This window comes from Pantoea sp. Sc1 (assembly GCF_000255315.1).
In the GTDB taxonomy this organism is placed as follows: domain Bacteria; phylum Pseudomonadota; class Gammaproteobacteria; order Enterobacterales; family Enterobacteriaceae; genus Pantoea; species Pantoea anthophila.
Genome location: NZ_AJFP01000001.1, coordinates 2,142,663 through 2,166,633, shown reverse-complemented (window position 1 = coordinate 2,166,633; position 23,971 = coordinate 2,142,663). Strand labels below are relative to the sequence as shown.

At 57.8% G+C, this 23,971-nt stretch carries 22 protein-coding genes; 15 read left to right on the top strand and 7 right to left on the bottom strand.

Annotated features, from left to right (window positions below; translation table 11 throughout):
* Positions 1-155: 155 nt before the first annotated feature.
* A complete protein-coding gene (locus S7A_RS09995; RefSeq protein WP_009090235.1) occupies positions 156-395 on the bottom strand; it encodes a hypothetical protein in 240 nt (79 codons plus the stop codon).
* Positions 396-715: 320 nt separating this feature from the next.
* On the opposite strand from S7A_RS09995, the gene S7A_RS09990 reads away from it, so the two are divergent.
* The 5 genes from S7A_RS09990 (at position 716) to S7A_RS09970 (ending at position 6,620) form a co-directional block, all read left to right on the top strand.
* Complete coding sequence (locus S7A_RS09990) at positions 716-1,831, top strand: ABC transporter substrate-binding protein (protein WP_009090234.1); 1,116 nt, start codon at positions 716-718, stop codon at positions 1,829-1,831.
* A gap of 162 nt (positions 1,832-1,993) precedes the next feature.
* Positions 1,994-2,401 carry a DUF2231 domain-containing protein gene (locus S7A_RS09985; RefSeq protein ID WP_009090233.1) on the top strand — a complete coding sequence of 136 codons (408 nt, stop codon included), beginning with the start codon at positions 1,994-1,996 and terminating at the stop codon, positions 2,399-2,401.
* A gap of 12 nt (positions 2,402-2,413) precedes the next feature.
* On the top strand, positions 2,414-3,715 hold the full coding sequence (locus tag S7A_RS09980; protein ID WP_009090232.1) for a sorbosone dehydrogenase family protein: 1,302 nt from the start codon (positions 2,414-2,416) through the stop codon (positions 3,713-3,715).
* Between the two features lie 629 nt (positions 3,716-4,344).
* On the top strand, positions 4,345-4,977 hold the full coding sequence (locus S7A_RS09975) for a DapH/DapD/GlmU-related protein (RefSeq protein ID WP_009090231.1): 633 nt from the start codon (positions 4,345-4,347) through the stop codon (positions 4,975-4,977).
* Between the two features lie 227 nt (positions 4,978-5,204).
* On the top strand, positions 5,205-6,620 hold the full coding sequence (locus tag S7A_RS09970) for a cytosine permease (protein ID WP_009090230.1): 1,416 nt from the start codon (positions 5,205-5,207) through the stop codon (positions 6,618-6,620).
* A gap of 75 nt (positions 6,621-6,695) precedes the next feature.
* Here the strand turns inward: S7A_RS09970 and S7A_RS09965 are convergent, their stop codons facing one another.
* From S7A_RS09965 to S7A_RS09955, 3 genes are all read right to left on the bottom strand, one after another.
* Complete coding sequence (locus S7A_RS09965; RefSeq protein ID WP_009090229.1) at positions 6,696-8,018, bottom strand: MFS transporter; 1,323 nt, start codon at positions 8,016-8,018, stop codon at positions 6,696-6,698.
* Between the two features lie 177 nt (positions 8,019-8,195).
* A complete protein-coding gene (locus S7A_RS09960) occupies positions 8,196-9,206 on the bottom strand; it encodes a GT-D fold domain-containing glycosyltransferase (protein ID WP_009090228.1) in 1,011 nt (336 codons plus the stop codon).
* A gap of 93 nt (positions 9,207-9,299) precedes the next feature.
* Positions 9,300-9,545: a hypothetical protein gene (locus S7A_RS09955; protein ID WP_009090227.1), complete on the bottom strand. Its 246-nt coding sequence runs from the start codon at positions 9,543-9,545 to the stop codon at positions 9,300-9,302.
* A 330-nt stretch (positions 9,546-9,875) separates the two neighbouring features.
* Here S7A_RS09955 and S7A_RS09950 point away from each other — a divergent pair, with 330 nt between their 5' ends.
* The 7 genes from S7A_RS09950 (at position 9,876) to S7A_RS09920 (ending at position 18,862) form a co-directional block, all read left to right on the top strand.
* Positions 9,876-12,233, top strand: coding sequence for a membrane-bound PQQ-dependent dehydrogenase, glucose/quinate/shikimate family (locus S7A_RS09950; RefSeq protein WP_009090226.1), 2,358 nt, complete (start codon positions 9,876-9,878; stop codon positions 12,231-12,233).
* Between the two features lie 297 nt (positions 12,234-12,530).
* Positions 12,531-13,511 (top strand): TIM barrel protein, encoded by a 981-nt coding sequence (locus tag S7A_RS09945; protein WP_009090225.1) that lies wholly within the window; start codon positions 12,531-12,533, stop codon positions 13,509-13,511.
* A 67-nt stretch (positions 13,512-13,578) separates the two neighbouring features.
* Positions 13,579-14,619, top strand: coding sequence for a substrate-binding domain-containing protein (locus S7A_RS09940; RefSeq protein ID WP_009090224.1), 1,041 nt, complete (start codon positions 13,579-13,581; stop codon positions 14,617-14,619).
* A 16-nt stretch (positions 14,620-14,635) separates the two neighbouring features.
* Entirely contained in the window at positions 14,636-16,138 is a 1,503-nt protein-coding gene (locus tag S7A_RS09935) for a sugar ABC transporter ATP-binding protein (protein ID WP_009090223.1), read from the top strand.
* Positions 16,139-16,170: 32 nt separating this feature from the next.
* Positions 16,171-17,142, top strand: coding sequence for an ABC transporter permease (locus S7A_RS09930; RefSeq protein ID WP_009090222.1), 972 nt, complete (start codon positions 16,171-16,173; stop codon positions 17,140-17,142).
* A complete protein-coding gene (locus S7A_RS09925) occupies positions 17,142-17,999 on the top strand; it encodes a MurR/RpiR family transcriptional regulator (protein WP_009090221.1) in 858 nt (285 codons plus the stop codon). The genes S7A_RS09930 and S7A_RS09925 overlap by 1 nt, the downstream gene beginning before the upstream one ends.
* Before the next feature lie 2 nt (positions 18,000-18,001).
* A complete protein-coding gene (locus tag S7A_RS09920; RefSeq protein WP_009090220.1) occupies positions 18,002-18,862 on the top strand; it encodes a PfkB family carbohydrate kinase in 861 nt (286 codons plus the stop codon).
* Between the two features lie 42 nt (positions 18,863-18,904).
* Here the strand turns inward: S7A_RS09920 and S7A_RS09915 are convergent, their stop codons facing one another.
* Entirely contained in the window at positions 18,905-19,936 is a 1,032-nt protein-coding gene (locus S7A_RS09915) for an NADP-dependent oxidoreductase (protein WP_009090219.1), read from the bottom strand.
* A 320-nt stretch (positions 19,937-20,256) separates the two neighbouring features.
* Here S7A_RS09915 and S7A_RS09910 point away from each other — a divergent pair, with 320 nt between their 5' ends.
* Positions 20,257-20,655: a VOC family protein gene (locus tag S7A_RS09910; protein WP_009090218.1), complete on the top strand. Its 399-nt coding sequence runs from the start codon at positions 20,257-20,259 to the stop codon at positions 20,653-20,655.
* A gap of 126 nt (positions 20,656-20,781) precedes the next feature.
* On the top strand, positions 20,782-21,300 hold the full coding sequence (locus tag S7A_RS09905) for a hypothetical protein (protein ID WP_009090217.1): 519 nt from the start codon (positions 20,782-20,784) through the stop codon (positions 21,298-21,300).
* On the opposite strand, the gene S7A_RS09900 is transcribed toward S7A_RS09905, so the two are convergent.
* Positions 21,293-22,042, bottom strand: coding sequence for a DeoR/GlpR family DNA-binding transcription regulator (locus S7A_RS09900; protein WP_009090216.1), 750 nt, complete (start codon positions 22,040-22,042; stop codon positions 21,293-21,295). The two genes, S7A_RS09905 and S7A_RS09900, sit on opposite strands and share 8 nt — an antisense overlap.
* Before the next feature lie 83 nt (positions 22,043-22,125).
* On the opposite strand from S7A_RS09900, the gene S7A_RS09895 reads away from it, so the two are divergent.
* Positions 22,126-22,710 (top strand): NUDIX domain-containing protein, encoded by a 585-nt coding sequence (locus S7A_RS09895; protein ID WP_009090215.1) that lies wholly within the window; start codon positions 22,126-22,128, stop codon positions 22,708-22,710.
* Between the two features lie 42 nt (positions 22,711-22,752).
* On the opposite strand, the gene S7A_RS09890 is transcribed toward S7A_RS09895, so the two are convergent.
* Complete coding sequence (locus S7A_RS09890; RefSeq protein WP_009090214.1) at positions 22,753-23,853, bottom strand: NADH:flavin oxidoreductase/NADH oxidase; 1,101 nt, start codon at positions 23,851-23,853, stop codon at positions 22,753-22,755.
* Positions 23,854-23,971 lie beyond the last annotated feature (118 nt).

Genomic DNA, 23,971 nt, shown 5'->3' with positions numbered 1-23,971 from the left:
TCCGGCATATCCGGATAATGCAGACAAGGGTCTGGCTGAATGAGATCGAGGTTTACGGGCGGGGAGGAGGCAGAGCGATCTGCGCCTGAACCCGGAGAGGAATCAGGCGAGAAGCAGAGAGAGGAGCGCGGAGCGGGAACAAAAACGAGCAGACATCATTTCCGCGCCATCAGCATGGTCAGCAGTTCACGGCAGCACGCTTCTTCTTCGGCACTGTCTGCGGAGGCGAGATAGCGCAGCAGTTCCATGCAGCTTTTTTCCTTGCCCGCTTCCAGTAACTCCTCGATCAGGAAATTCAGTTTGTCCTGTTCAGAGGCAGCAAAAGAGGAGCTGAACCCGGTTTGGGTCGGGAGAGTGGGATTGACCGGCAGGGTCAGGGTGTTTTGCATCGGCATATTATTGTCCTGTTTCGGGTTAAAAAATGCACTGGTGTTGCTATTAAACTTATACAGCGATCCTTATTTTGTACAGGAATGGGATGGATTGATTTTTAACCCGGGCCTAAGCGCAGCGCGGGATGCAGAGGAAATCCCGGCTAATCATTCAGTTATCCGACAACCCTTTTCAGAAATTTTTTTCTCTGTTCAGACGTAAATCCACTCCACATGACGGCAAAAAACTTTTCATTCACGCTCTTCCCCTGATCGCTGATTTAAGTGATAGTAACGCCGCTTTACATTAATAATTCTCATTATCATCTGTGTGGGTTTTTACAATGAAAAAATGGTTTTTCGCACTGGGGATGCTCACGCTGTCAGGAATGGCGTCGGCCAAAATGATTACTGATGTCGCAGGCCGTCAGGTTGAGGTGCCGCAGGAGGCGAAGCGCATCATTCTGGGTGAGGGGCGTCAGATCTATCTGCTGGCAGCCTTTGACACCGACGCGCCCTTTAAGCGGGTCATCGGCTGGCGGGACGATCTCCACAAGGCAGACTGGGACGGCTATCAGGCTTATGAGAAACGCTATCCGCAAATCAGGAAACTGCCGACTTTTGGCGGGGCGAAAGATGGCACCTTTAACATTGAGCAGGCGTTAACCCTGAAGCCCGATCTGGTGCTGATGAATCTGGAATCGAAAGCGGCCACGGATGAAGGCAAGCTGACAGAAAAACTGCAGGCGGTCGGTGTGCCAGTGGTGTTTATCGATTTCCGTGAAGCGCCGATGGTGAACGCCGAGAAAAGTATCCGCATCATGGGCGAACTGGTGAACAAACCCGCGCGGGCGCAGGAGATCATCCAGTTCCGTCAGCAGCAGATTGAGCGGGTCACCTCGCGGCTGAAGAACTTTACCGGCTATCGCCCGAAAGTGATGATCGACCGCGCCGGTGGCTACAGCGATGAGTGCTGCATGTCGTTTGGTAATGAGAACTTCGGTCAGATGGTGGAGATAGCGGGCGGACGTAATATTGCCAGAGATCTTATCCCCGGCACCTTCGGCACCGTGAACCCGGAGCAGATCATCGCCAGTCAACCCGATGTGGTGGTGGTCACCGGGGCCAACTGGAAGAACTACAATACCGTGGGCAAATGGGTCGGCGTCGGGCCGGGCGCCAATGTGACCGAGGCGACGGCGCGTCTGAAGGCGCTGATGATGCGCGATGCGTTTAAAACCCTGCCGGTGGCGCACAATGGCAACGTCCACGCGATCTGGCATCAGTTCTACGACAGTCCTTATCAGTTTGTGGCTATCCAGGCGCTGGCGAAGTGGCTGCATCCCGATCTCTTTGCCGATCTCGATCCCGACGCAACGTTCCGCGAATTTCATCAGAAGTTCCTGCCGCTGCCTTACCAGCCAGGCTACTGGGTGACGTTGCCCGCAGATAAACCCTGACTGACCGGCGATGACAGGGATGTCATCGCCAGCATTACACTTCCCGCCGAATAAACCCGCTCTTTCCCTTCAGATTTACTAACCTTTTACAGGCGCGGCCTCGTTTGCTCTGAGCAGCATGACGTGTCGTCGTCCGCATTCACGCTAAAAATGGAGAGAAACATGCGCAATACCTCGGGAAGATCGGCCTTTGCCGTGACGCTGTACGCTCTGCTGGAACCGGTGCCGCTGGGCTTTTTTGTTGCGGCCTGGCTGTTCGACATTTTCTACAGTCAGACCTTTGTGCAGTTCTGGACTGACGCCGCAGGCTGGCTGATTGCGCTGGGACTGATTCTGGCCATTGTGCCGCGACTCATCGCGCTGGTTTATCTGTTTCGCGGCAGTGACAGTGCGGAGAAGAGCCATTTCTGGCTCTGGCTGGTGGCGGTTGTGATCGCTGTCGTTAATGCGTTTATTCACAGCCGTGATGCCGCCGCGGTGATCCCGCTGGGCGTGACGCTTTCGACGCTGGTGGTGGCGCTGCTGCTGCTGGCGAATGTGCAACTTGCGTTACGTCAGCGTAGCGCTTAAGGAGGAGCCACCATGAAGATACCGCATAAAACGCTGCTCGCGCTGACCCTGGCAGCCCTGCTGGCAGGCTGTGATGATGGCGCACAAATCGACCCCCAGAAGCAGACCGGTCCGAATCCTGAACTGCCAAAGGCGAAGAGTTTCTTTATGCCGCCGATGCAGGTGCCGGAAGGCACGCCCTGGAAGGCGGGTGAGATGCCCATAGTGGCTGACGGGCTGAAGATTGAAAAGATCGCTGACAATCTGCAGCATCCGCGTCAGGTCTATGTCCTGCCGAACGACGACGTGCTGGTGGCGGAATCAAACGGCCCGGCCAAACCGACGACCCGGCCGAAGCAGCTCATCATGGGCATCGTACAGAAAGCCTCAGGTAAGGGCGGTGCAGGTGGCAACCGGATTACGCTGCTGCGCAAGGTGAACGGCAAATGGGAGCAGCACCGCTTTATTGAGAATCTGCATTCCCCGTTTGGCATGCAGCTGATTGGCAACACGCTCTATGTCGCTAATGCGGACAGCCTGGTGAAGTTCCCGTATCGCGAAGGGGAAACCGAGATTCGCACCGCGCCGGAAGAGGTGACCGAACTGCCGGGCGGCCCGATTAACCACCACTGGACCAAGGCGCTGCTGGCCAGCCCCGATGGCAGCAAGCTCTATGTCGGGGTCGGTTCCAACAGTAACGTCACCGAGAACGGCATTGGCGCAGAGTATCGCCGTGCCGCGGTGCTGGAAGTGGATGCCGCCACCGGCGCCAGCCGCATCTTTGCCAGCGGGCTGCGCAATCCAACCGGCTTACAGTGGGAACCTCAGAGCGGCAAACTCTGGGCTATCGTCAATGAGCGTGATGAAATCGGCTCAGACCTGGTGCCCGACTACATGACCTCGGTGCAGGATAAAGGGTTCTACGGCTGGCCCTACAGCTACTTTGGTCAGCATGTTGATACCCGCGCCGAACCGCAGCGTCCCGATCTGGTGGCGAAGGCGATCAAACCCGATTACGCCCTGAGCTCACATGTCGCTCCGCTGGGTCTGCTCTTCTATGGCGCAGATAACATGCCGCAGTATCGTGGCGGTGCCTTTATCAGTGAACACGGCAGCTGGAACCGGACACCGCTGAATGGCTACAAAGTGGTGTGGGTGAAATTTGAGAACGGCAAACCGGTGGGGCAGCCGCAGACGGTGGTCTCGGGCTTCCTGACGGATGATCAAAAGCAGGTGCGGGGATTGCCGGTGGGTCTCGCCAGCGACAGAGAGGGGGGTGTGCTGATTGCGGATGACGCAGGGAACACCATCTGGCGAGTCAGCGCCGCCAGGTAACCCGGACGGGTCCGTTTTCACTGCCGGAAAGCAGGCATAAAAAAAGGATTTGGCATCGCGCCAAATCCTTTATTTTTTGTTCGCTACCCGGCTGGTAACCGCGCTGCGAACGGGGTGCTCAGCACTCTCCACAGAACAGATTGTAAAATGTGCGGCTAAGGATTTCAAGTTTCGCCAAAATACTGTATGTTTATACATGTGTTGAGTGTTGAGCCTCGCCTCATTGTCGACTGGCCGCTCCCAGGGGCACGGTTTTAAAATCCCGGCAGGTATCAGGTGGTGCTGGCCTGTGGCTTTAACCTTGAGTGCCGCTCAGCCCTCTCCACAAAGATGTGCTTAGGCGCCCGGCGGGTAGAGTCAAAGCCCTGGTTGCCGAACAGCGCGCTCCTGTAAAAGGAGAAGGAAAGTGATGGAACTGACTAAGCTGATTCTGGATCTTATCCGGGTCATCTTGCAGATCATCGTTGCCCTTATGCAACTGACCGGTCACGCAGGTTAACCGGAACTTGAAACAAGGCGGAGCTAACCACTCCGCCTTTTTTCTTTGTCAATTCTCTGTCATGCGCAGCGGGTAAGGTGGGGCGACAAAAGCACGCCAGCGGGGCGTGGCTTACCTGACCGGAACGAATATGTCTCTTGCCGCCGTTATGCCTGCCCGGCTTGCGCACACCTGGATCGACGACAGTGTGCGGATGCGGGAAACCACCGTGGGACAGCAGTGTGAAATTCTGGCGCACAGCCTGCTGGAATACAGCGAGCTGGGTGACTTCTCCTATGTTGGCGAACACTGCTGCCTGGCGGATACCCGCGTGGGCCGCTTCTGCGCCATCGCGAATCAGGTGCGCATCGGCGCGCCGAATCATCCGATGGATCGCGCCTCACAGCACCGCTTTACCTACTGCCCGGAGTATTATCACGCCAGCGCCCGCCGCGATCAGGGCTTCTTTGCCGCCCGCCGGGCCGACCGGGTGGTGATAGGCAATGATGTCTGGATCGGGCATGGGGTGATTGTGCTGCCCGGCGTGACCGTCGGTGACGGTGCGGTGCTGGCGGCGGGCGCGGTGGTGACCAGAGATGTCGCCCCCTACAGCGTGGTGGGGGGGGTGCCGGCGCGTCCGCTGCGGATGCGCTTTACCCCTGCGATTGCCACCCGCCTGCAGCGCATAGCCTGGTGGAACTGGCCGCTGGAGAAACTGCTGGCGAACCTGCCTGACTTTCAGCACGGCGATATCGACGCGTTCTGCCAGCGGCACGGAGAGTAGTGAGCAGAATGCGCTGAAATTGTTCCGCCATCGTCAGCGGGTCATCGCGGAAGGATAATCGACCTGGCGGACCTGTCGTTATCATCACATTTTCGAATGACAGGTTGCCTTGTAACTTTCCGGTGCGCATGACACCATCAATACATGTATAGACATGTATCTTCAACCGTCTTACTGACTGATCCCTTTTTACTCAACGCATCTCTCACTGTTCCAGCGAGGACTCTATGTCGGTCAAACCCTCTGTATCAGACTATCCAGGCGCAGAGAAACCGCGCCTGTCGGAAACCCGCTCGATTGATTACATTCCCTTGCAGGAGCGTCACGGTCATCCCTTCAGTCAGTTCACACTCTGGTTTGGCGGCAATCTGCAGATTACGGCGATCGTGACGGGTGCGCTGGCTGTCGTACTGGGTGGCGATGTGGTGTGGTCGCTGGCCGGTTTACTGGTGGGTCAGATCTTAGGGGCGGGGATCATGGCCCTGCATGCGATTCAGGGACCGCGCCTGGGCTTACCGCAGATGATTACCAGCCGTATGCAGTTTGGCGTCTTTGGTGCCGTGATCCCGCTGGTGCTGGTCTGTATTATGTATGTGGGCTTTTCAGCCAGCGGGACGGTATTAGCGGGACAGGCGCTGGCCAGACTGATTCACGTCAGCAACGCCACCGGCATGGTGGTGTTCAGCGTCCTGATTGTGGTCATTGCAGTACTGGGTTATCGCGTCATTCATCAGCTGGGAAAACTGGCGAGCGTGATTGGCGTGGCAGCCTTTGCCTATCTCTTCATTACCCTGTTCACAACCCATGATTTATCGGCGGTGTGGCAGAACCGGCACTTTACCCTGGCAAATTTTCTGCTGGCGGTTTCCCTCTCTTCCTCCTGGCAAATCGCGTTCTGTCCCTACGTCTCCGATTATTCCCGCTATCTGCCCGCGCAGGTTTCCGCGAAGAAACTCTTCAGTGCCGTCTTTTTTGGCACCGTGCTGGGCACCCAGGCGTCGATGACGCTGGGGGTGATCGTGGCCGCGATTGCCGGCAGCGCGTTTTCAGGCAATGAGGTCGGCTACATTGTGAGTCTGGGCAGCACGGCCACGATGGCGATGGTGATCTATTTCGCGATCTGCTTTGGCAAGATCACCTTTACCACGCTGAATGCCTACGGCAGTTTCATGTCCCTGACCACCATTGTCTCTGGCTTTCGGCAGCAAACGACGCTGAGCCAGGGCGGGCGCATCCTGTTTGTGGTGCTGATGGTCACGCTGGCCTGCGTCATCGCTCTGCTCAGTGAACCGGCCTTTCTGAAATCCTTTACCCACTTCCTGCTCTTTCTGCTGGCGTTCTTTGTGCCCTGGAGCGCCATCAGCCTGACGGATTTCTACCTCGTTACCAAAGGCCGCGTCGATATCCCGGCACTTTCCCGGCCCGAGGGACGCTATGGTCGCTGGAACCTCACCGGCATCGTGGTCTACTTTCTGGGCGTGGCGGTGCAGCTGCCGTTTATTGACAACCCTTTGCACCATGGTTCACTGACCTGGATTTTTGCCGGCAATGATGTCTCCTGGATCATCGGCTGGTGTGTCACCGCACTGCTATGGCTCGTCGCCAGCCGCTGGGATCGCCGCGGCACGCCCTCTGCGGGATAAAAAAAGCCGCCCTGAGGGGCGGCTTTTTTGACTGTCATGCTGAGATGGTGCGGGTGCGCCCCAACGGCTGACCTGTCAGGCAGCAGAAACGTCCGCGGTGCCGCTCCCGGCGTCAGCCACCAGCGGTTTTTCCGGCTGCAGCAGCGTCATGGCCAGCATGCTGCCAAAGGCGATAAGCGCCGTCACGGTGAACATCGCGTTATAGCCGTAATACTCCGCCAGCCAGCCGCACAGCATCGGTGAGATAATCGCCGCCAGATTGGCAATCGCCAGCGTCATGCCGCTGAAGGTGCCTACCGAGGCTTTCGGGCTGACATCGATCACCACCGACCAGTAGACATTATTCACCAGCGCATTGAGTGCGTTGCCCAGGGTCATCAGCGCAATAATGCCGGCGGCCGACTGCATATAGGGGATCGCCATAAAGCAGCAGGCGGTGCCGCAGAGCGTCACGGCGGCGAACAGGTTGCGCGCCAGCCGCAGGTTATGGAAGCGCGCCAGTAGCGCGTCGGCGATGCGACCGCCCAGCAGGACCGTCAGGCAGGCACCGCTCCATGGGATCATCGCCACGTACCACAGCGAGTGCAGATCGTAGTGGAAATTATCCTGCAGATATTTCGGCATCCAGGTCACCAGCGTGAAGGTGATGTAGAGGAAGGAGAAATAGCCCAGCGCGTTGCAGACCAGCGTCCGGCTGGTGAAAAAGCGCCACCAGGGCAGAGGCACACTGTCGGCCGCGCTGCGGCGCTGCCCGGCGTGGATCAGCGCGCGCTCGGCCGGATTGGTGGCGGCGCTCTTTTCCGGGCTGTCGCTGAAGGTCCGGGCAAACAGCGCCATCGCCAGCAGGGAAAAGACCCCCAGCAGAATAAACATCATGCGCCAGTCATGGGTCAGCAGCAGCAGGCCCACGGCGATTGGGGCGGTCAGCAGCGCGCCGACCTGGGTCGAGAGCAGGCCGATGCCCAGCGCAAAACCACGCTCGTTGTCGGGTGCCCAGTGGGCAATCGCCTTGTTCATCAGCGCGTAGGCCGGGCCTTCGGAAAAGCCGAACAGAATGCGCAGGGCGGCAAAGCCCATAATGGCTGAGCCGCCAAACAGTGCCATCCCCAGCTCACCCGCCCAGGCGGTGGCGATCTCCAGTAACGACCAGAGTACGCCCGCCAGCAGCCAGACTTTTTTGGTGCCGATGCGGTCAGCCAGAAACCCGCCGCACAGCGAACCAAACAGATAGCCAAAGCCAAAGTAGCCCAGCACGGCGCCGAGCTGCACCTTACTGAAATGGTATTCCGCCGCAATGGCGTTGGCTGCAAATGAGAGGGCGCCGCGATCGATATAGTTAATCAGCGCGATCAGGAACAGCAGTGAAAATATGGTGTAACGGTAACGGCTGGGTGTCATCTCACTTCTCCTGATTGATAGTTTCAGGAGAGCTGAAGCAAAATTGATGCCGGAAAAGCGCATCGTCCGGCAAAGCCCGGCGGGCCGGGGAGCCCGCCCGCCACATCAGGCAGTGATCGCGCTAATTATTCGCCTGCGCATCAATGCAGTGCAGTCACTGCCTGCCGATGGGGAGTCTCAGGCCGCGTTATGGTGAGTCGTGCTGACGTGCGGCAGGGGAACCACGACCGCGACCACCGCGGCATCAGAACCCGGCTTTGCCGGTGGCATTTCGCCAACGTGCTGCAGGATCTGCTGCTGATAGGTTGCATCTTCCACCGTGGTCTGTTCACCCAGCAGTACGCCCGCCTCATTCACGTTTTTGCCTTCGACTTTCATTTTATGTGTGGCGCTGGCCAGCATCCATTCATATTCAATATCAACGTGTCCGCTATCAATACAGCGAATGCCGTGCTGACTTAAATCATAAGCCAGCACGGTAGCGGTCGGGCCTAATGAAATTAAGACCAGATCAAAGCTGACCGCCTGCGCTAATACCGTGTCAAAAAGACGATCGTAAACAGAAAAGGCATTACGGTTCAGCGTGGTAATACGTTTCACCTCCAGGGCACCATCCAGTAAATCGTTGCCTAATCCCAGACGCGTTCCGCTGCCTTCGACAATTAATACCCGGCGGCCCTTATAGAGCTGTTTAAATTTATCAAATATCGTCCGGGATAACTGTTTGCCTTTATAGTCGTGATAAGGGCGGGTCACGGAAGTATTTCCATAGCGGTACTGACTATTCAGCAGCGCATCATAATGCCTGAAATAAAAGGATTTATGGAAGAACCAGAACAGGGCCGATCCACTGCGCATATTACGGGTGGTGCGAAAGGCATCGGGCAGACAGACCAGACAGTTCGGGTTGGCCTGTGGTTCCTGCTGCAGCAGGGCCTTGAGCCGCGCAGAGAGGTTCGGATCAAAGGGCTGAAAGCCGATGTTTTTATACCAGGTCATCTCCAGTTCACCGTCACCATAACGGGCCAGCGATAATTGAGGATTACGCAATAACAGGTCAATCGTCTCTTCTATCGACATAACCGAATAACGTTTTACCCGTGCCTGGGCGGCAGGGTAACGAATTGCGGCGTGTATAAATTTAAACGGAAAACGAAGCTTGCGATAAATCGCATTCAATGCGGACATAATTACCTGCCTGAGTTATTGCTGCATGAAAAAAAATCCTGCCTGCTGGCCGGATAAACTGGAAAGATAATGCTGATATATATCACAGGTAAATTAATCGGCAGGCTGCGGAAAGTCTGAAATCGTTTTCAGCGCCGGAATGCCTTCCTGCATTAATGTATTAATTATTGCTTTCCGGCCGGTTAAACAGGGCGGTGATAAATGTCTTTCCCGAATAAACGGGCGAAAAATAATTTCGCGCTGCGCCAGTCGGGGCTCGCTGGAAAATAAAAGATGCGGAACAGTCGCGTTGCCAGTTTCAGCAATAAGATTAAACCCTGAACAGGGATTAAAAAGCATTATGATTATTTGACACTCCTTTTAATTCAGCGATGACGCATAAGTGAGCGTTACTGAAGCCCGGCTTGTCTGATATTTCTCCACTTTTGAACAAAAGGTGCGATAACCTGCGGCCTGAGGTTAATTTATTGTGATGAATATCGCGTTATTGTCCCTTCCGGCAGCAGAAAAAGCGGCAATACCGGTCTGGATCGGGTGCGGTTAAATAAAATTCATTAATGATTTACGTCTGTACACGTTTTTACATATTTCATGTGTAAGTTAAAATCTCGTTGAAATTATGTTTCAAGTTTAACGTTTCTGACGCCGCTAATGACCCGAGGAAGGATCATGATCAATAAAATAACCAGTATAATCATGGCGATATTTGCTGTTGCCCTGATTTACATGGGAGGACAACTCCTGCTGGCAGGAGGCAGCGCATTTTATGCGCTGATGGGTGTGGGCGTACTGCTCAGCGCAGTTCTGCTGTGGATGAAAAAACGCAGCGCGCTGACACTCTATGCGCTGCTGATGTGGATCACACTGTTCTGGATGATCCGGGAAGTGGGCTTCGATAAGTGGCAGTGGATCCCGCGCGGGGATCTGTTCGGGGTGCTCGGCGTCTGGCTGGCGCTGCCCTGGGTGGTACGTCCTCTGTTTCAGGGACAGCGCCGCTTTCATCCTTTCCTGGGCGGCTCGGTTATTGTGATGCTGCTGCTGGTCGCCGGCCTCTGCTTCTACGATCCGCTGCCGCAGCAGGGGACCATCACGACAGCCCGAAACAGCTCCGTCACCGGCGGCGCAGATGAGGAGTGGCGCGCCTATGGCGGGACAGCGGAGGGTCAGCGTTTTTCGGCGCTGAAACAGATCACCAAAGATAACGTGAAAAATCTGGAAGTGGCGTGGACCTATCACACCGGCGATCTGCGTCAGGAGGGCGATGCCACCGAGTACACCTTTGAAGCGACGCCGCTGAAAGCTAATGGCATGCTCTACTTCTGTACGCCGCACAACGAAGTGCATGCGCTTGACCCGGAAACCGGGGCGGTGAAATGGAAAGCCGTCCCGGATAAAAACCGCTCCTGGCTGCAGCAGCATCAGACCTGTCGCGGTGTGAGCTACTTCGATGCCGGTCAGCAGGCGCAGCAGGCGACGGAAAGGGCACCGGCCCTCTGCCGCAAGCGAATTTTTAACGCCACCACCGATGCCCGCCTGCGGGCGCTGGATGCCGACACCGGCAAACCCTGCGCTGACTTCGGCAACAACGGTGAGGTGGATCTGCGCGCTAATATGGGCGAGCTGCGCCCGCACGCACTGATGCAGACGGCCGCACCGCTGGTGGCCGGTAATCTGGTGATCGTGGGCGGTTCGGTCATGGATAACGGGTTTAACACTGGCAATCCGTCAGGTGTCATCCGTGCCTATGATGCGGTCACCGGGCGTCTGGTGTGGAACTTCGATCCGGCTAACCCGGAAAAGAGCGCGCCTGTTGCTGACGCGGTCATCTATCCGCAGGATACCCCGGTCGCCTGGGCAACCCTGAGCGCCGACCTGAAGAACGGCCTGGTCTATGTACCCTTTGGTAATGCTTCACCGGATGAAGTCGGCACGGCTCGCGATCCGGCCAGCAACACCGAGAAATTCCGTGATGCGCTGGTGGCGCTGGATTTGAAAACCGGTGCTTTCAGATGGCGTTATCAGAGCGCAAACCACGACCTCTGGGACCGCGATAATCCGTCGCAGCCCTCGCTGGTGGACATCAGCTATCAGGGCAAGCCACAACCGGCGGTGATCCTGCCGACCAAAACCGGCAACCTGTTTGTGCTGAACCGTCTGACCGGCGAGCCGGTTTATCCGGTTAAGCAGGTGAAGGTCTCCACGGACGGTATCCCGGGCGAGCAGTATGCGGCAACCCAGCCGGTTTCCGGCCTGAACTTCATTCCGCAGCCGCTGACGGAGAGCGCCATGTGGGGCATTACGCCGTTTGACCAGATGGCCTGCCGCATCACGTTCCGCGAGCTGCGCTATGATGGCAATCCGTGGACGCCACCAACGGAAAAAGGATCGCTGATCTTCCCCGGCAACATTGGTGTCTTTAACTGGGGCTCTGTCGCTGTCGATCCGCAGCGTCAGATGCTGATAGCGACCCCGGTGCGTCTGGCCTACAAATACAACCTGATTAAACGCACGCCGGAAACGGAAACGCAGCGGACCTTCACCAAAGATGGCACGCCATACTGGAATGAGAACTTCCACGGTGACTACGCGATCCATATTCAGCAGATGGCTTCCGGGCTGGGCATTCCCTGCATTGCGCCGCCGTGGGGACGGATGGTGGGGGTGGATCTCACTACCGGTAAAACCGCGTGGCTGCGCCGCGTCGGCACCACCAAAAACCTGAAGACCAGTTTCCTGCCCGGTCGCTTCCCGCTGGGATTCCCGATGGGCATGGTGGCGCACGGTGGGCCGCTGCTGACGGCGGGCGATCTGGTGTTCCACGGTGCGACGGCGGATAACTTCTTCCGCGCTTACGACAGCACCACCGGCGAACTGCTGTGGCAGACGGAGCTGAGTGCCGGTGCGCAGGCCACGCCATCGACCTTTATGGGTAAAGATGGCCGGCAGTATGTGGTGATTGCGGCGGGGGGGCATGGCTCGCTCGGCACCACGGCGGGCGACAGCGTGGTCGCTTTCCGCCTGAAGTAACCTCAGAGACTGAGCGCCATACGGGCGCTCAGTTTTTTTACTTTTCTGTCCGCCCGATTCGCCCTCTCTCTCTCTGCATTACAACGCGTTGTATTACCTTTCTATTCTTCCAGCAAAACCTGCCAGACCGATGATACCGTATCGAAACTATTTCGTGACAGCGCTCGCGGTTTAGCGATTTGCCTGGCCTGTCCGACTTGCGCATTGAGCCGCGAAGCGTAGAGTAAACCATAACTTCACAACTAATCGTGAATATGAAAAGTACTTCACAATACGCACTCTGAAGGATTGATGCTCATGTCGGAACTGAAATTTGCTACCCGTCTTAACTCTTTCGCCTCGGGGGCGCACCGCTACTGGCCCGGCCAGCAGGGCAAGCCCTCGGTACTGCAGATGGTGGCCCGTGCAGGCAAGGTTAAAGGTCTGACGCATCTCGATCTTAACTATCCGCAGCATCTCACCAGCGACATTCCCACGCTGCGCCAGGCGATCAGCGATGCGGGTCTGGCGGTCAACGGGATGCAGATGCGCTGGGATGCGCCCCAGTTCAAAATTGGCGCGTTCACTCATCCTGATGCCAGAGTGCGTCGCGAAGCGATCGAGCTGACCAAACGCGGTATCGACGCCGGTCGGGAGTTTGGTTCCCGGCTGATGACGCTGTGGATGGGGCAGGACGGTTTCGATTACTGCTTTCAGGCGGACTATAAGAAGATCTGGGAGGATGCCGTCAGCGCGGTGCGTGAGGTGGCGGAGTACGCCCCGGATGTGGATGTCAGCATTGAATATAAGCCCAACGAGCCGCGCGCCTACAGCATCTTTCCCAACGCCACCACCTGTCTGCTGGCGGTGGAAGAGGCGGGCTGCGCCAATCTGGGGATCACTCTGGATTTTGCTCACGTGCTGTTTGCCAATGAGATCCCGGCCTTCGCCGCCGCGATGGTGGCACGCCGCTCGCGGTTGCTGGGGCTGGACCTGAATGATGGCTGGGGCAAACGCGACGACGGGCTGATGGTCGGCTCGGTCAATCCGCGCGCCACGCTGGAGTTTCTCTGGCAGATGCAGCGCGACGGCTACCGCGGTGCCTACTACTTCGATACGTTCCCGGATGCCAGCGGCCTTGACCCGATTCGGGAAGCGGAAAGCAATATCGCGACCGTCACCCGCTTGCTGAGGTTGTGCGACCAGCTGCATGGCAACGCGGCATTACTGGCGGCCATCGAGCGTCAGGATGCGGTTGCCTCCCAGCAGATCGTCAATGACATCATGCTGGCGCGATAACGGCCCGCTTCTGTGTAACCTGAGTCTGTAGAACAAAAAACGTTACCCACACCCTGAGAATAAAAAAATGAAAAAACGCCTGCTTGCTCTTATCGCCTCCTCACTGCTCTGCAGCACCGTCTATGCGGCAGACCTGGCCCCGTTGCAGTCAGATACGGAACCGGATCGTACCGACTGGACGCAGCTCGACAGCAAATATGGTGCCCTGCCAAAAGTCGACAAGGCGCTGAAGATTGGCGGGGTGTCAAAAACCCTGACCAATGAATACTGGCGCTCACTCGGCCAGGGCTACCAGAACGCAGCAAAGAAATATGGCATCACGGTGGCTTATCAGGCGGCGGCTAATGAAGACGATCAGCTTGGTCAGCTGTCGATTGCGGAAACCCTGATCTCGCAGGGCTTCAACGGCCTGCTGGTCTCGCCGCAGACCGACATTAACCTGCAACCTGCGCTGGAGAGCGCCAGCAGTAAAAATATTCCGGTGGTCAACGTCAATGACGCTGTGATGCCGGATGCGCGCTACTACGTCGGCAACGTCCAGAAAGATAACGGCGTGCGCGTGGCGAAATGGTTCATTCAGCACCATCCGCAGGGCGGCAAAGTGGCGGTCATTGAAGGGCAGCCGGGGGTGTATGCCGCCGGTCAGCGAACCCGTGGATTTAAAGAGACGCTGGACAGCGCCGGGAAGTTCACCATTGTCGCCAGCGTGCCGGCGAACTGGAGTCGCGAGCAGGCCTTTAATGCCGCGTCGACCATTCTGCAGCAGCACCCTGATCTGATCGGCATCTACGCCAACAATGACACGATGGCGCTGGGCGTGGTGGAAGCGGTGCGTGCGCAGAACAAAGCGTCACAGGTGGCGATCTTTGGCACCGACGGCATTTCTGATGCTTACGCCTCGATTAAACGCGGTGAACTCACCGGCACGGTGGACAGCTTTCCGGTTCTTACCGGTGAAGTGGCAATGGACGTCATGATCCGTCTGATCAACGGTCAGAAGCTGTCGCGTGTGGTTTCAACGCCTCAGGCGCTGATCACCAAAGAGAATGTCGACGCGTTCTCAACCAAAGATAACGCGCGGTTGCGTCAGCTGCTGGTTCAGCAATAAGTCAGCGGGAGCGGGTATGGAACAGTTTCGCTTAATGATGCGCGGCATCAGTAAAAGTTACGGTAACGCCGCCGCGCTGCAGGATGTCGATTTTACGGTGCGGCCCGGCGAGGTGCATGCGCTGATTGGAGAAAATGGCGCGGGCAAGTCGACGCTGCTGAACATCCTCTCCGGCGTACGCGGTGCGGACAGCGGAGAGATCAGCGTCAACGGCACCCAGGTTCAGATCCGCAGCCCCCTCAGTGCCCGGCAGGCCGGGATTGCGATGATCCATCAGGAGTTGCAGCACGTTCCGGAGCTCTCCGTCGCGCAGAACATGTTTCTGGGTCGCCCGATAACCTGCGCCGGAGGCTTATGGGTGAATAAAAAAGCGCAGCTGGCGCGGGCTGCGCTGATCCTGAAGACGCTGGATCCCACTATCGATCCCGATACGCCGATCCGGAATCTCAAAGTGTCGCAGCAGCAGATTGTTGAGATTGCCCGTGCGCTGCTGGACGACGCAAAAATCATCGCGATGGATGAGCCAACCTCCAGCCTGACGCCACGGGAGTTTGACCGTCTGGCCGAGCTGATTGGCGATCTGAAGTCGACGGGGGTTTCGCTGATCTACGTGTCGCACAAGATGAATGAGATTTTCCGGGTCTGCGACCGCGCGACCATTATGCGTGACGGTAAGCAGGTGGGCGTGGTCAATATCCGTGAGGAGAATGAAGAGAGCATCGTCGCGAAGATGGTCGGACGGAAGATCGACAAACTCCATCATCAGACGTTTGTCAGCGATCGTGAAGTGCTGCGGGTCGAGGATCTGACGCGCGGCAAGGAGGTGGTTGGGGCGAACTTCAGCGTGCGGGCTGGCGAGGTGCTGGGGATCGCCGGGCTGGTCGGCGCGGGTCGCACTGAACTGCTGAAGCTGATTGCCGGTATTGACCGGCGCACGCGCGGCTCAGTGAGCGTCAACGGCAACCCGGTGCAGAACCACAACGTGCGCGCCGCCATTAAGGCGGGCATTGGTCTGGTGCCGGAAGATCGCAAAAAAGAGGGCATCATCAAAGAGCGGGCCGTGAAGATGAATATGGCGCTGCCGTCGATGCACCGTTTCACGTCGGCGGGGCTGACGAACCAGGCCCGGCTCGATCGGGAAGCGCTGCGCGTAATGGGCGATCTGAAGCTGCGCCCGCTCGATATCGAAAAAACCATCGGCACGCTGAGCGGCGGTAATCAGCAAAAGGTGATCATCGGTCGCTGGGTGGCGGCGGACGCCAATGTGTTTCTGTTTGATGAGCCGACGCGTGGCATCGACATTGGCGCCAAGTCTGAGATCTATCATCTGATTGAAAAGCTGGCGCAGTCGGGCAAAGCCATTGTGGTGGTCTCATCAGAGATGACCGAGATTATGCGCATCTCAGACCGGGTGCTGGTGATGCGGGAAGGGCGGATCACCCGAGAGCTTACCGGCAGCGCCATCACCGAAGAGAACATTGCCCGTTATGCCATTAAAGAGAGCGACCAGCCTGCCTGACCGCTTACCTGACATTCACTAAGGTGATAACTATGACCACTCAGACCTCTACCGGGCCGGATACCCGTCCCGCGCTGCGGCTTAAATTTAACGTACGGGATGCCGGTACCTTAATCGGCTTACTGATTATCGTGGTGACATTTTCGTTTCTGTCGCCGGTCTTTTTCACACTGCCAAATCTGCTGAATATTCTGCAGCAGTCTTCGATCAACGCCCTGATTGCACTGGGCATGACGCTGGTGATCATCTCCGGCGGGATTGACCTTTCGGTCGGCCCCACCGCGGCTCTCTCGGCGGTGCTGGGGGCGACCCTGATGGCGTCAGGTATACCGGTGCCGCTGGCGATCCTCGCCACGCTGGGCGTCGGCGCGATGTGTGGTCTGTTCAGCGGGTCACTCATCGCTTATGCCGGGCTGCAGCCGTTTATTGTGACACTGGGTGGCCTGTCGCTGTTCCGGGCCATTGCGCTGATCTCGACCGGCGGAAATCCGGTTTTCGGTATTCCGCTGGCGTTTCGCAGCCTGATCAACAGCACGATTTTAGGTATCCCGACCCCCATCGTGATTGTGGCGATCATCGCGCTGCTGCTGTGGACGGTCATGAATAAAACCCCGCTGGGGGAATATATTCTGGCGATTGGCGGCAACGAAGAGGCGGCACGGGTTGCCGGTGTGCCCGTGAAGCGCACCAAGGTGACGGTTTACATCTTCTCCGGCCTGCTGGCCTCACTGGCCGCGCTGATTCTGATTGGCCGCCTGGGTGCTGCCGAGCCAACCATCGGTAACCTGTGGGAGCTGGACGCTATCGCGGCGGCGGCCATTGGTGGGGCTTCACTGATGGGGGGAAAAGGGAGCATTTTCGGGACGCTGATTGGCGTGGTGATCCTCGGCGTGCTGCGTAATGGCTTGACCTTGCTGAACATTCAGGCCTTTTACCAATTGCTCGCTACCGGCCTTATTATTATCATAGCGATGTTGATTGACCGGGCGACCCGAGGCAGGTAATGAAGCAAGATCCGCGAGCCATTGGTGCTCAGATTCGTATGCGTTTGCCCCAGCTGACGCCGTTAGAACGTCGGGTGGCTGAGGCCATCATTGCCCGAACCGACATTACCGAGCAGTCATCCTTAAAAGAGATTGCGCAGGAAAATAATGTCTCTGAAGCGATGATCGTTAAGATCACCAAAAAGCTTAACTTCACCGGCTTCAGACATTTCAGAAGTGGTCTGATCTATTACAACCAGTCTGAAGTAGCGGGGCTGCATGCGGAAATTGAGCCGGATGATTCGTCGGAGCAGTTGCTGGCCAAAGTGTTCAGAACCTCAATCCAGGCGATTGAAGAGACCTTATCAATTCTGGATGTTTCTGAGTTCAATCGGGCGGCGGACATTATCTTTAAAGCGCGTCATATCGATCTCTATGCCGTCGGCGGTTCTGCCGCCGTCGCGCGGGATCTGTCACACAAGATGCTGAAGATAGGCATCAAGTCGACCGCCTATGATGACGCCCATATCATGCTGATGTCAGCCGCCGTGTTATCTGATGACGATGTGGTTATCGCCATCAGCCACTCGGGTGCAACACGCGCAGTGAACGATCCGGTCAAACTGGCGGGAAGAAATGGTGCGAAAGTGATCGCCATTACCAACTACGCCGAATCGCCGATCGCGCAGAGTGCGCATGTGGTCCTCAATTCAACCTCTCAGGGATCGCATCTGTTGGGTGAAAACGCCGCGTCACGCATCGCCCAGCTCAATATTCTGGACGCGCTGTTTGTCGCTATCGCCAAGAAAGATCTGAAGCGGGCGGAGAAGAACCTGATGAAAACCCAGCATGCGGTTCAGGATCTGCGGGAATTCTAGCTATGAGCAAAATTGCAGTCACCGGCAGTCTTCATTACGACATTATGCTGGACGCGCCTCATCGTCCGGAGAAAGGCGAAACGGTGATGGGCAGTGCCTGTCACTATAAGTCTGGCGGCAAGGGCGGAAATCAGGCGGTGGCGGCGGCCCGGGCGGGGGCTGCGGTGCGGTTCGCCGGTTCGGTGGGACGCGATCAGCAGGGCCAGTTTCTGCGGGACTTTCTGCAGCAGGCTGGCGTCGATTGCACGGCGGTGAGTGTGATCGAGGCGATACCTTCCGGCATGAGTGTCGCGATTACCGATGCCGAAGGGGATTACGGTGCCGTCGTGGTGTCCAATGCCAATCAGCACATTCCGCTGGAGACTTTCGAACAGCCAGGCTTCTGGCAGGATGTCTCACTGCTTGTGCTGCAAAACGAGGTGCCGGAAACGGTCAATCTTTGTGCGGCCCGGGCGGCGCAACAGCGAGGGATTAGGGTCTGCGTCAATGCCGCGCCCGCACGCCCCCTGTCGGCGGCGTTTGAAGCGTGTATCGACCTGCTGGTGGTCAATGCCATTGAAGCGCGCGATATGTGCGGGATAAGCGTACAGGATCTGACGTCAGCCCGCGCGGCAGCGGAATCGCTGGCGGGACGCTTTGCCAGGGTGGTCGTGACCGCAGGGGAACACGGCGTCGCTTTCAGCGAGGCGGGAGAGACGCACACGCTGGTGGCGCAGAAGGTGACGCTGGTCAGCACCCATGGTGCCGGGGACTGTTTTGTCGGCGTGTTGTGTCAGCGTCTGAGCATCGGGGCAACGCTGAGAGAAGCGGCAGAAGAGGCTAACCGAGCGGCTGCCGAACACGTTTCCCGGCAGCCACACTGATCGAGATGTGTGCCACGTCACTGACGTGGCACACAAATTCCATCAGCCGCCGACCTTCACTACGGTCTTGCCGAAGTTTTTGCCGTTCAGCATATCGATAAACGCCTGTGGCGCGTTCTCTAATCCCTCAATCATGTGCTCGCGATAGTGGATCTTTTTGCTCTCCACCAGCGGCGTCATCGCCTTCAGAAACTCAGGGTAGCGGTCGCCGTAATCCTGGAAGATGATAAAGCCCTGCATACGGATACGACGTTTCAGGATACCCGCCATGATCAGGGAGGTTCTGTCCGGGCCTTCCGGCAGCTCGCGCTGGCTGTACGCCGACACCAGACCACAGACCGGCACACGTGCGGCGGTGTTCAGCAGCGGGAACACGGCATCAAAGACTTTACCGCCCACGTTTTCGAAATAGATATCGATGCCATCCGGGCAGGCGTTCTTCAGCTGCTCTTCAAAGTCAGCACTGTGGTGGTCGAGGCAGGCATCAAAGCCCAGGGTTTCAATGGCATAACGGCATTTTTCTTCACCGCCCGCCACACCGACCACGCGACAGCCTTTCTGTTTCCCCAGCTGGCCCACCGTTGCGCCGACCGGACCGGTTGCGGCGGCGACCACCAGGGTTTCACCGGCTTTCGGCTGGCCGATGTCCATCAGGCCCATATAGGCGGTAAAGCCTGGCATACCGAGAATGCCCAGCGCCCAGGAAGGGTTGGGCAGGTCGTTGCCCAGCTTCGCGATCTCTTTGCCATCGGAAACGGCATACTCCTGCCAGCCATTCTGCGACAGGACCCAGTCGCCTTTATGAAACTCGCTGTTTTTTGATTCGGCCACCTGACAGACGGTGCCGCCCACCATTGGCTGATCCAGCTCTGCTGGCGGGGCGTAGGATTTCCCCTCATCCATCCGGCCACGCATGTAGGGATCGAGCGACAGGTAGATCGTCTTCAGCAGAATTTCACCCTCTTTCAGTTCCGGCACGGGCTGCGCCACATGGCGGAAATTCTCTTTGGTCGGCTCGCCGTGTGGGCGTGAAGCCAGTAACCAGGCGTGATTCTGAGGCGCGTGTTCAGTCATATTGTCATCCTTTTATGGCCTGGCAATGCACAGGGCATCGCCGTATGAATACCGGAAAAGTGTAGATGACGGAGAGGGGAATGCCTTTAGCACGATGAGCGGCAATCTGCTGCCCGCCATCAGCCAGCGCAGCCTTGCGGACGGGGCGACACTGCGTCTGTCAGGCGATGACGGCCCCTTGCCCGGACGGCGTGATATTCACATTCGCTTGCAAAATCGCCCCTGATTAAACTGCTTCGCGCGATTCTGCAGCGCATCCGGGGCCACGGGACGGGCGGATGAGTGTGATAGAACTCAGTAAACAGAGAGGAGAGAGAACCATGCACATTCAGCACATGCGAATCGCACGGCCGGTTACCAGCCTGACAGAAATGTCTCAGCGCTATTGTCACGGGTTAGGATTGCAGAAAATCGGTGCCTTTACCGACCATGAGGGATTCAGTGGCGTGATGCTGGGCGCGCCGGGTCTGGCCTGGCATCTGGAATTTACGCAGTCACTTACGCATCCCCTGACGCCGTCACCATCGCAAGAGGATCTGCTGGTGCTTTACCTGCCGCATCGGCCTGACTGGCTGGCCCGTTGCGCCGCGATGGATGAGGCAGGATTCCGGCAGGTGCCTTCTTTTAATCCTTACTGGGATCGGCAGGGCGTGACATTCAGTGACGATGATGGTTATCGTGTGGTAATTCAGCATGCAGCCTGGCATGTCGAAAGCTGATCTTTTAATGAAACGGAGTGTCCCCTGAACATACTTTGCTTCCACACCGCGGCCAGTAACATTGCGATTTTTGATGCTGCTGCCGCCTCGCTGGCGCGTCACACCCCGCCGCTGAATCATCTGGTCATGCCTGCACTGCTGGCTGAGGCCGAAGAGCGCGGCGGGATGGACAGTGACTTACGTCTCAGGATGGCCCGGCTGATTGAGGGCGTGCTGCCGCAGTTTGATGCCATTCTGATCACCTGTTCGACGCTGGCCCCGGTAGCCGACGATTTCCCCGTGCAGGACAGGGTCATGCGCACCGACAGAATGCTGGCGGAGGCGCTGCATCGCCAGGCGGGGCCTGCGGTGGCGCTCTGCGCGGCAGAATCGACCGTGGCAGCCACCCGGGCGCTGTTCTGTCAGCCCGGCACGCAGGTGAACACGGAGCTGGTGGCGGGGGCATGGGATGCCTTTAAGGCGGGTAACACGACCCGCTATTTTGACCTGATTGCGGCGGCGACAGAGCGGGCCTATCAGCAGGGCGCGGTGGCGGTGGCTCTGGCGCAAAGCTCAATGACGCCGGTGGCACAGCGGTTTCCCGCCACACAGCGTCCGCTCAGCGGCCCCGATCTGGCGCTGCAGGCCTGCTACGATCTCAGATAACCGTGACACCCTGCCGGGTCAGCGCCTGCTGTAACGGCTCATCCGGCGGCGTTTCCACGACCAGGGTTGAAGCAAGCGACAACTCGCCAATGGCAAAGGGAGAGGCGGCGTTCAGCTTCTCTGCTGACGCCAGCACCACGGTTTCCGCTGCGCGTCCGGCCAGTGCCCGCTTCACCGTGGCCTCTTCGAAATTACCGGTGGTCAGTCCGGCAGCCGGGTGCACACCGGTGACACCCATAAAGAAGAGATCGGCGTTGATGCGACTTATCGACTCCAGCATCGCGGCGCCCACCGTCACCACGGAGTGTTTATAGAGCTGCCCGCCAATCAGGATAATCTCCACCTGCGCATGATCGACCAGCGCCAGTGCCACGCTCGGGCTGTGCGTCACGGCGGTAAAGCTCAGCGTCGGCGGTAAGCGTCGCACCAGTTCCGCGCTGGTGGTGCCGCCATCAATGAGTACGATCTGCCCCGGCTGGATCAGCGAAACCGCCTTTTGCGCGATCGCCTGCTTCGACGCGGTCTGCACGTTTTTGCGTGTTTCAAAGGTGCCCAGCGCGGCAGAGACCGGCAGGGCACCGCCATGCACCCGCTGCAGCAATCCCTCCGCCGCCAGCTCACGCAGGTCACGGCGGATGGAGTCCTCAGAAAGGCCGAACCGCTGGCTGAGATCGCGCGACTGCACCTGTTTTTCACGGGCGAGCAGCGCCAGTATTGCCTGTTTCCGCTGGCTGGAAAGCATCGTTGTCCTCTGCATGATTTTTCTTGAATGTGCACGATTGTGCATGATAGCGTGAAGGCTGTCTATCACTCCCGGAGCCTGTCATGCCGCAAGCCTCTTCCCGTGTGCGTATCCTCAATGAGCAGTTGCTGTCAGATAACTGGTATACCCTGAAAAAATATACATTCTCACTGCTGCGCCGCGATGGTCGCTGGCAGGAGCAGAGCCGTGAAGCCTATGACCGTGGTAACGGCGCGGCGATCCTGCTCTACAACCGTGAAAAACGCAGCGTGGTGCTGACCCGCCAGTTCCGTTTCCCCATCTTCCTAAATGGACACGATGGCTTCCTGATCGAGGCGGCGGCTGGCCTGCTGGATAACGCGTCGCCGGAAGCCCGGATTGTGGCAGAAGCCGAAGAGGAGACCGGATATCGGGTAACCCGGGCAGAGAAGGTGTTTGAAGCCTTTATGAGTCCCGGCTCCGTTACCGAGAAGCTCTATTTCTTTATTGCCGAATATGGGGATCAGCCGCGTAGCGGTGAGGGCGGCGGCATCGAAGAGGAGGGCGAGGATATTGAGGTGCTGGAGCTTGATTTCGACCAGGCGCTCAGGGCGATTGACCAGGGCGAAATTATGGATGCCAAGACCATCATGCTGCTGCAGCATCTGCGGCTGAAGGGCATTTTATAAGTTAACGGCAGACCCCTGTATAAGCGGTCTGCCGGGAAAGGCTTACTGATCCTGGGTCAGAATGCCTTTTACGTCATGCGGTTCGGAGCGCAGATACTGAGGTGGCACCTGCACCTTGCCATCCAGCGCGGCGGCCGCATGCCATGGCCAGCGCGGGTCGTAGAGGATCCCGCGCGCCAGAGCCACCAGATCGGCTTCGCCCTGTTGCAGCAGATCCTCGGCCTGCTGTGGCTCAGTGATCAGGCCGACCGCGATCACCGGAACGGAAACCTGCGAACGGATATCGCGGGCAAACGGAACCTGGTAATTAGGGCCGACGCTGATTTTCTGATCTTCCGACAGTCCGCCACTGGAGACATGGATATAGGCGCAGTTCAGCGCTTCCAGCTCACGCGAGAAGGCGATGGACTGGTTGATTTCCCAGCCGCCTTCGACCCAGTCCGTCGCGGAAATGCGAACGCCTACCGGCAGTGAGGCCGGAACCGCGTCACGAACCGCCCTGAACACTTCCAGCGGAAAGCGCATACGGTTCTCCAGCGATCCGCCATATTCATCGGTGCGCTGGTTCGACAGCGGAGAGAGGAACTGATGCAGCAGATAGCCGTGCGCGGCATGGACTTCGATAAGATCCAGCCCCAGACGCTCTGCACGCAGGGCGCTCTCCACAAAGGCCTGCTTCACCCGGGCCAGGTCATCGGCGCTCATCGCGACCGGTTTGACTTCATCCGCGCTGTAGCTCACGGCTGACGGGGCAATGGTCTGCCAGCCGCCGGCATCCGGTGCAATCTGTTTGCCGCCTTCCCAGGGCACCGCGCACGACGCTTTACGTCCGGCATGGCCCAGCTGAATGCCAACCGGAATCGAGGAGTAGCGGCGCACATCCTCCAGCACCGTTTTCAGTGCGGCTTCATTCTCATCATTCCACAATCCGAGATCGCCGGGAGAGATGCGGCCAATGTCTTCTACCGCCGTGGCTTCGATAATCATCAGGCCTGCGCCGGAAAAAGAGAGCTGACCCAGGTGGATGCGGTGCCAGGCTGTAGCATTACCGGCTTCGGCTGAGTACTGGCACATCGGCGCAATCACAATGCGGTTATCCAGCGTAAGGTCGCCCAGTGAGACAGTGGTAAAAAGTTGGCTCATGTGATCTCCATGGTGTTATGACGAATGTGACAGGCAATAACTATAGCGGGGGATTGAGGAGACCGTGGGTAATGCAACGTGACATTTTGTGATTGTGTCCCGGCGTCTGGGAGCAAAA

Bases quoted from the DNA above. Each gene is read 5' to 3' on its own strand.
- S7A_RS09995 (WP_009090235.1), bottom strand. From the start codon at position 395: ATGCCGATGCAAAACACCCTGACCCTGCCGGTCAATCCCACTCTCCCG.
- S7A_RS09990 (WP_009090234.1), top strand. From the start codon at position 716: ATGAAAAAATGGTTTTTCGCACTGGGGATGCTCACGCTGTCAGGAATG.
- S7A_RS09985 (WP_009090233.1), top strand. From the start codon at position 1,994: ATGCGCAATACCTCGGGAAGATCGGCCTTTGCCGTGACGCTGTACGCT.
- S7A_RS09980 (WP_009090232.1), top strand. From the start codon at position 2,414: ATGAAGATACCGCATAAAACGCTGCTCGCGCTGACCCTGGCAGCCCTG.
- S7A_RS09975 (WP_009090231.1), top strand. From the start codon at position 4,345: ATGTCTCTTGCCGCCGTTATGCCTGCCCGGCTTGCGCACACCTGGATC.
- S7A_RS09970 (WP_009090230.1), top strand. From the start codon at position 5,205: ATGTCGGTCAAACCCTCTGTATCAGACTATCCAGGCGCAGAGAAACCG.
- S7A_RS09965 (WP_009090229.1), bottom strand. From the start codon at position 8,018: ATGACACCCAGCCGTTACCGTTACACCATATTTTCACTGCTGTTCCTG.
- S7A_RS09960 (WP_009090228.1), bottom strand. From the start codon at position 9,206: ATGTCCGCATTGAATGCGATTTATCGCAAGCTTCGTTTTCCGTTTAAA.
- S7A_RS09955 (WP_009090227.1), bottom strand. From the start codon at position 9,545: ATGCTTTTTAATCCCTGTTCAGGGTTTAATCTTATTGCTGAAACTGGC.
- S7A_RS09950 (WP_009090226.1), top strand. From the start codon at position 9,876: ATGATCAATAAAATAACCAGTATAATCATGGCGATATTTGCTGTTGCC.
- S7A_RS09945 (WP_009090225.1), top strand. From the start codon at position 12,531: ATGTCGGAACTGAAATTTGCTACCCGTCTTAACTCTTTCGCCTCGGGG.
- S7A_RS09940 (WP_009090224.1), top strand. From the start codon at position 13,579: ATGAAAAAACGCCTGCTTGCTCTTATCGCCTCCTCACTGCTCTGCAGC.
- S7A_RS09935 (WP_009090223.1), top strand. From the start codon at position 14,636: ATGGAACAGTTTCGCTTAATGATGCGCGGCATCAGTAAAAGTTACGGT.
- S7A_RS09930 (WP_009090222.1), top strand. From the start codon at position 16,171: ATGACCACTCAGACCTCTACCGGGCCGGATACCCGTCCCGCGCTGCGG.
- S7A_RS09925 (WP_009090221.1), top strand. From the start codon at position 17,142: ATGAAGCAAGATCCGCGAGCCATTGGTGCTCAGATTCGTATGCGTTTG.
- S7A_RS09920 (WP_009090220.1), top strand. From the start codon at position 18,002: ATGAGCAAAATTGCAGTCACCGGCAGTCTTCATTACGACATTATGCTG.
- S7A_RS09915 (WP_009090219.1), bottom strand. From the start codon at position 19,936: ATGACTGAACACGCGCCTCAGAATCACGCCTGGTTACTGGCTTCACGC.
- S7A_RS09910 (WP_009090218.1), top strand. From the start codon at position 20,257: ATGCACATTCAGCACATGCGAATCGCACGGCCGGTTACCAGCCTGACA.
- S7A_RS09905 (WP_009090217.1), top strand. From the start codon at position 20,782: ATGCCTGCACTGCTGGCTGAGGCCGAAGAGCGCGGCGGGATGGACAGT.
- S7A_RS09900 (WP_009090216.1), bottom strand. From the start codon at position 22,042: ATGCTTTCCAGCCAGCGGAAACAGGCAATACTGGCGCTGCTCGCCCGT.
- S7A_RS09895 (WP_009090215.1), top strand. From the start codon at position 22,126: ATGCCGCAAGCCTCTTCCCGTGTGCGTATCCTCAATGAGCAGTTGCTG.
- S7A_RS09890 (WP_009090214.1), bottom strand. From the start codon at position 23,853: ATGAGCCAACTTTTTACCACTGTCTCACTGGGCGACCTTACGCTGGAT.